Below are 6,344 nucleotides of genomic sequence, written 5' to 3' on the forward strand. Positions count from 1 at the left end.
ATGAGACACAGAGGCGGGAGGCTGTGGGCGGCCCTGCTGGCCGCGGTGGCGATGATCGTCGGGCTGACCTCGGCGTCCGCGTACGGCAGGAGCGAGGACGGACGGCGGTCCGCCGCGGCCCAGGTGCTGACCTGGAAGGCCGGCGACCCGATCGACCGCTATCTGGAGTTCCCCACCACGGCGGTGGCCGGCGCCACGACCATCGTCTTCGAGAACAGCGCGGCCACCGGCAACACGACCGGCATGCCGCACACACTGACGTTCGACGTCTCCGACCCCGAGTACAACAACGACGTCCCGCTCAACATCCTGGCCAACCCGAGCGACGCGAACGGCGGCCGGCACACGGCCGAGGTGACGCTGACGCCGGGCCGGTACCTCTTCAAGTGCACCATTCCCGGGCACGGCCAGATGCAGGGCATCCTGACGGTCACCGAGGGCGGCGGCGAGGACACCACCGCGCCGGAGACCACCGCGAAGGTGGAGGGCGACCGCAACGCCGACGGTGCGTACGTCGGCCAGGCGACGGTCACGCTCGGCGCGACGGACGCGGGGTCGGGCGTCGACAGGGTCGAGTACGCGGTCGGTGCCGACGGCCCGTGGCAGCCGTACACCGTCCCGGTCGTCGTCGACCGGGTCGGCACGCACGCGATCCGTTACCGGGCGAGCGACAAGGCGGGCAACACGGCAGCAGAGAAGACCGCCGCGTTCACGGTCGTCGCGCCGCCGACGGACGACACGACGGCGCCGGAGACCTCGGCGACCGTGACCGGGGAACAGGACGACCAGGGCCGCTATCTCGACATGGCCACGGTGACGGTGACCGCGTCCGACACCGGCTCGGGCGTCAACACCATGGAGTACGCGATCGGTGACGGCGCCTGGCAGCGGTACACCGCCCCCGTGATGGTGCACCAGGCGGGCACCCACACCGTCCGCTACAAGGCGAGCGACAAGGCCGGCAACACGGCCCCCGAGAAGTCCGTCGACTTCACGGTCGTGACGCAGCCCGATCCCGACACCACCGCCCCCGAGGCGTCCGCCTCCGTCGCCGGCGTGCGCAACTCGGACGGCGCGTACATCACCAGCGCCACGGTCACGCTCTCCGCGACCGACGCGGACTCGGGCGTCGACCGGATCGAGTACTCGCTCGACGGCGGTCCGTACCTCGCGTACACCACGCCGGTGATCGTCGATCGCGTCGGCCACCACACGGTGCTGTACCGGGCGACGGACAAGGCGGGCAACACCTCCGCGGCGCGGAGCACGGCCTTCACCGTCGCCGAGGGCGGCGGGGTGCCGGCTCCCGACTGTCCTGAGTTCGACGAGCGGTCGACCGTCATCGTCGGGACCGTCGACACCGGCGTCCCGAACCGTATGACGAACAGCCGCTGCACCGTCAACGAGCTCATCGAGGACGAGAAGGACTGGTCCTCGCACGCGCTGTTCCTCAAGCACGTGGACACGGTCGTCGACCGGCTGCTCGCCGACGGCGTCATCGACACCCGCGAGCACAGGAAGATCTACCGCGCCGCCAAGCAGTCGGGCATCGGCAAGCCGGGCCAGACCGAGGGCTACCGCGACCTGTTCGACGGCACCGCCGCGAGCTTCTCGAAGTGGCAGCACGTCGGCGGTGGCAGGTTCGCGCTGAGCGCGGACGGGGCCATGACCAGCAGCACCACGGTGCCGGGCATGGGCATGCTGTGGTTCCCGCAGCGGCAGTACGGCGACTTCTCGCTCAAGCTCCAGTGGCGCGACGACGCCCCCGGCACCGGCAACGCCAACGGCGGTGTCTTCGTGCGCTTCCCCTACGTCCACGACAACCCCGAGGAGACCCGACCGGAGTGGGTCGCCATCAAGTACGGCCATGAGATCCAGGTCCTCGACCGGCCCGACGGCGACATGTACAAGACGGGCTCGGTCTACGGCTTCGACCGCGTGGGCCTCGCCGGTGCCGGGGTGACGCCCAAGGGCACGTGGAACGACTACGAGATCCGCGTGGAGGGCCAGCACTACTCGGTCTTCCGCAACGGCAAGCTGATCAACGAGTTCGACAACACCGGTGGTCAGGTCTTCCAGCCACCGCGTGGCGACGACCCGGGCACGGACGGCCGGCGCTACGCCTCCGGCTACATCGGCCTCCAGGTCCACGGGACGACGGACGTCATCTCGTACCGCAACATCCGGGTGAAGGAGTTGTAACCGCTCCGCGCTGTACGGGCCCCTCTCCCCCAAGCCGGGGGGAGGGGCCCCTGCCGTGCTCAGGTGGGCAGGTTCTGTTCCGCCCAGACCACCTTGCCGGTCACGGTGCGGCACGAGCCCCACCGGCGGCACAACATGTTGATCAGCTGGAGCCCCCGGCCGCCCTCGTCGCTCAGGTCCGCGTGCTGGATCTGGGGCAGGTCCGGGCCCGTGTCCGAGACCTCCACGACGAGCCGTTCGCCGCGCAGGAGCCGGAGCCGGCCGGGCCCGTTGCCGTAGCGCAGGGCGTTGCCCACGAGTTCGGAGACGACGAGTTCGCAGACGTCGGCGAGCTCCGTCAGATCCCAGGCGGCGAGCTGGTCCGTGACCAGGCCCCGGGCGACGGAGGCGGCGCGCCCTTCCCGCGGCAGCTGCCATTCGCGCATGTCGTCCGGGGTGCGGGAGGCCGTCGTCGCGACGAGGAGCACCGCCTCGTCGAACCGGGGGGCGTCTGCGGGGGCGCACCCGATCAGATCACCCCGTTCGAGGGCCTCGGCGGGCAGGCCACGGGCCGCCGCCCGCAGGCGCTCCAGCTGATGGTCCAGGTCGGCGTGGCGGGACTTCACGAAGCCGTCCGTGTACATGACCAGGTGGCCGCCGGCCGGGACCTTCAGCAGGATCGGGTCGTACGGGATCACTCCGGCGCCGAGCGGCGCGCCGATGGGTACGTCCACGAACTCGGCGGAGCCCTGTGCGTCGAGGAGCAGCGGGGGCAGATGCCCGGCGCTGGCGAGGGTGTACGTGTCGTCGGCCGGGTCGAAGACCGCGCAGAGGAAGGTGGCGACCTGCTCGTCCTCCAGGTCACGCGTGGCGAGGTCGAGGCGGGCGAGCACGCGCTCCGGAGCCATGTCGAGGGTCATCAGGGTGCGGGCGACCGCCCGCAGGCGCCCCATGGTGGCGGCGGCGGGCAGCCCGTGGCCCATGACGTCGCCCACCATGAGGGCCGTCCGTCCTCCGGGGAGGGCCATGACGTCGTACCAGTCCCCGCCGACCCCGTGGTGGGCCGTCGCGGGAGCGTACTCGGCGTGGACGCGCAGCCCCGGTGTCACGGGGGTCGCGCGCGGCAGCAGCGTGCGCTGCAAGGTGACGACGTGCTCGCGCTCACGCCCGTACAGCCGGGCGTTGTCGATGTAGACGGCGGCCTGGGAGGCCAGTTGCTCCGCCAGTGCGAGGTCCGTGGAGGAGAACGGGGGCGTTCCGCGGCCGCGTACGAAGTCGGCGCTGCCGAGCAGAAGGCCGCGGGCGATCAGCGGTACGGCGAGGTAGCTGTGCACTCCCGCGGCGCGCATCTTCGCGGCGGCGCTCGCCGTCGGAGCGACCTTGACGAAGTCGTCGTCCCTCATACGGCTCACCAGCACCGGTCTGCCTTGGCGCAGGCAGTACCGGTGCAGCAGCGTCTCGTGGGCCTGCTCGGTCCGGACGAAGGTCTCGCCCACCGGGGTGGGTTCCAGGGAGGACAGCGACTCGACGGCGGACAGCGCGGTGGCCCGCATGAGCGGAACGCCCGTGCCCGTCCACCGCGAGCCCTCCTCGCCCCGCAGGACACTCTCCAGGATGTCGACGGCGGCCCCGTCGGCGAAGCCCGGCACGGTGAACTCGGCCAGCTCCTGGGCGGTGCGCTCCAGGTCCAGGGTGGTACCGATCCTGGAACCGGCGGAATTCAGCCAGGCGAGCCTGCCGCGCGTGGTGATCCGGTCGAGGGGGACCTCGCCCACGCTCCGGCTGCCGACCCTCCCGCGGGCACCGGCCGAACGGTGCACCGAGGCGCCCTGTCCGGCTGAGGCGCGGATGGTCAGGCGCCGTCTCCCGTTGCCACCGTTCACTCTTTCGGCCTCCAGACAGGAACTCGACCGCTGCTGGTGCACATCATGCACCGGGCTCCGCGTCGCGGCCGATCGGGTCGCGCCGGACGGCCGGTCGGCCTGTACTGCGTGGGGCCCCGCGGGAGGTCGGCGCGGCCGGTATGCCGGCTAGACGCCGGTCTGTCCGTCGACGAGCTCACGCACGATGTCGAGGTGCCCGTTGTGGCGGGACGTCTCTTCGATGAGGTGGAGGATCACCCAGCGGAGGTCCACGTGGCGGCCGCCGCTGATGGGTCGCTCGGCCGTCGCGTTCAGATCGAGGCCGGAGACCAGGCGACGGTACCGGGCGCTCTGCTCCTCGTACTCGGCGAGAAGTCGGGGCAACGGGATGTCCACCGCGATCCGCATCTCGGGGTCGGGGTCGTCGTCGGTCGCCTCCGTGAGGGGCCCGACGTGTTCCTCCCCGAGGAACACCACCTGCATCCAGTAGTACTCGACCCACCGCAGATGGTTGATCAGCCCGCACATCGTCATCAGCGGCGAGCTCGGGAGCGGGGCCTTGCGGGCGTCTTCCGCGGACACGCCCTCGCATTTGGCGCGGGCGGTGTCACGGGCGTAGTCGAGGAAGGTGGTCAGCTGCGTGCGCTCGTCCCAGGTGGGAGGCGTATCGGTTCGTCGCGTCATCGCGGGAAGTGTGCCGCAGCGCAGGGAGGGTGTCGAGAGAATAACGTTCTCGCCCTCCGACGACAGGAGCCCAGGTCGCGGCACCACAACTCCACCCACCCGTGCGGCCCTTCTCCTGCCACGGCCCGCCCGGGACGATCACGGCTTCCTCGGAGGGTCGCCCGTACCGCTACTCGGTCCGTATCGCGTCGGCCGGGACCTCGAAGACGAGGTCGAGCCCGTCGTGCTCGTTCCCGCGCTCGCCGACCCGGCTGAATCCGAAGCCGGCGATGGTGGCCAGGGAGGCGGTGTTGTCGGATCGGATGGTGGCCCGCACGGTCCTGACACCGGGTTCGGCGGCGGCCCTGGCGAGCAGCGCCCGCAGCATGGCGCGGGCGTAGCCCTGGCGGCGGTACTCGGGCGCGACGGTGTAGCCGACCTCGACCACTCCGGCGTCGTCCGGCGGCCCGTGGAACCCGGCGTCGCCGACGACCGTACCGTCCGGCTCGGACACGGCGGCCCGCGCGATCCAGGGCGCGGCAGAGGGGTCCTTGGTGAGCTGGTCCGCACGATAGCCGAAGATCCAGCGGGACCGTTCGCTGACGAAGTACTCGTGGAGGGCGACACCGGCCTCCGCGCTGCCGCCGGCGAGGTCACCGTCGGCAAGCGCGCGCAGGGCCGTGGCGCTGAGCTCGACGAAGCGGACGCGTCTGGGGAGGGAGAGAGTTTCGTTGTCCATCGCGGAGATGCTCACCCGGCGCGGGGCGCCTGTCCACCGCTTTACGTCCTCGGCCGATCGAGGAGCCGCGCCCGTCGGCGGCTGTCAGGCAACGGCCTCTGCCTGGGCTTTGCGGGCGAGCAGGTGAACCTCCCGGAACTGCCGGCGGTCCGTGGGCTGAGGCTCGCGAACCATCCGGGCCACCTCGGCGAGCCCGGACGTGCGCAGCATCGCGGCGAGGTGATCCGGGCACCACCGATAGGCCGGCGTGACGGCGTGATCGAGGACCTGCGTCGTGCCGGACGGGACGTCGCTCGCCCAGAAGCCGAGCAGCAGGTGCCCGCCGGGCGCCAGCACACGGTGGAACTCGGCCAGGACGGGGGCGAGTTCCTGCGGCGGCGTGTGGATGATGGACCAGCGGGAGAGTACGCCGCCCAGCACGCCGTCGGCGATGTCCAGGGCGGCCATCGAGCCCACGTCGAACCGCAGGCTCGGATAGGCCTTTCGAGCCAGCTTGATCATCACAGGAGCGACGTCGACACCGAACGCCTCCAGCCCCAGCCCGTCCAGGTGAGCGGTGATGTGGCCGGGCCCGCACCCCAGGTCCGCGACCGGGCCGTCCCCACTCGCACGTACGGCCTCGGCGAAGGCCCCCAGGATCGCACGGTCCAGAGGGCTGTCCCGCAGCGAGTCGCGGAACAGGCTCGCATAGGTAGGAGCAGCGGTGTCGTAGGCCTCACGGGTGGCAGTGAGGGCATCGTGTTCGACCATGCTCGCGACAGTAGCTCCTGGCGCTGACATGAGCCGGAAGACGCCGTCGGACCCTGCCGCCGGGCCGGGACGTGGATCAGTCATCATTGCCGCAGACCAGACCGGACCGGGGGCGGGCGGTCGTTCCCGCGCGCCGCGTGGGGCGGCCC

At 71.4% G+C, this 6,344-nt stretch carries 5 protein-coding genes; 1 reads left to right on the forward strand and 4 read right to left on the reverse strand.

The window, feature by feature from the left end; all coding sequences use genetic code 11:
- The gene (locus tag ACZ3OF_RS32865; RefSeq protein WP_467308468.1) at nucleotides 1–2,202 is read left to right on the forward strand and encodes an OmpL47-type beta-barrel domain-containing protein; all 2,202 of its coding nucleotides are present in this window, start codon (nucleotides 1–3) and stop codon (nucleotides 2,200–2,202) included.
- Nucleotides 2,203–2,261: 59 nt separating this feature from the next.
- Here ACZ3OF_RS32865 and ACZ3OF_RS32870 read toward each other — a convergent pair whose 3' ends face one another.
- The 4 genes from ACZ3OF_RS32870 to ACZ3OF_RS32885 form a co-directional block, all read right to left on the reverse strand.
- Complete coding sequence (locus ACZ3OF_RS32870) at nucleotides 2,262–4,064, reverse strand: ATP-binding SpoIIE family protein phosphatase (protein WP_361679174.1); 1,803 nt, start codon at nucleotides 4,062–4,064, stop codon at nucleotides 2,262–2,264.
- Between the two features lie 147 nt (nucleotides 4,065–4,211).
- Nucleotides 4,212–4,727 carry a DinB family protein gene (locus ACZ3OF_RS32875; RefSeq protein WP_361679172.1) on the reverse strand — a complete coding sequence of 172 codons (516 nt, stop codon included), beginning with the start codon at nucleotides 4,725–4,727 and terminating at the stop codon, nucleotides 4,212–4,214.
- A gap of 169 nt (nucleotides 4,728–4,896) precedes the next feature.
- Nucleotides 4,897–5,445, reverse strand: a complete 549-nt coding sequence (locus ACZ3OF_RS32880) for a GNAT family N-acetyltransferase (RefSeq protein ID WP_467308470.1) — start codon at nucleotides 5,443–5,445, stop codon at nucleotides 4,897–4,899.
- Nucleotides 5,446–5,529: 84 nt separating this feature from the next.
- Complete coding sequence (locus ACZ3OF_RS32885; protein ID WP_361679166.1) at nucleotides 5,530–6,195, reverse strand: class I SAM-dependent methyltransferase; 666 nt, start codon at nucleotides 6,193–6,195, stop codon at nucleotides 5,530–5,532.
- Nucleotides 6,196–6,344 lie beyond the last annotated feature (149 nt).

It is taken from the genome of Streptomyces sp. NPDC022552, assembly GCF_055561875.1.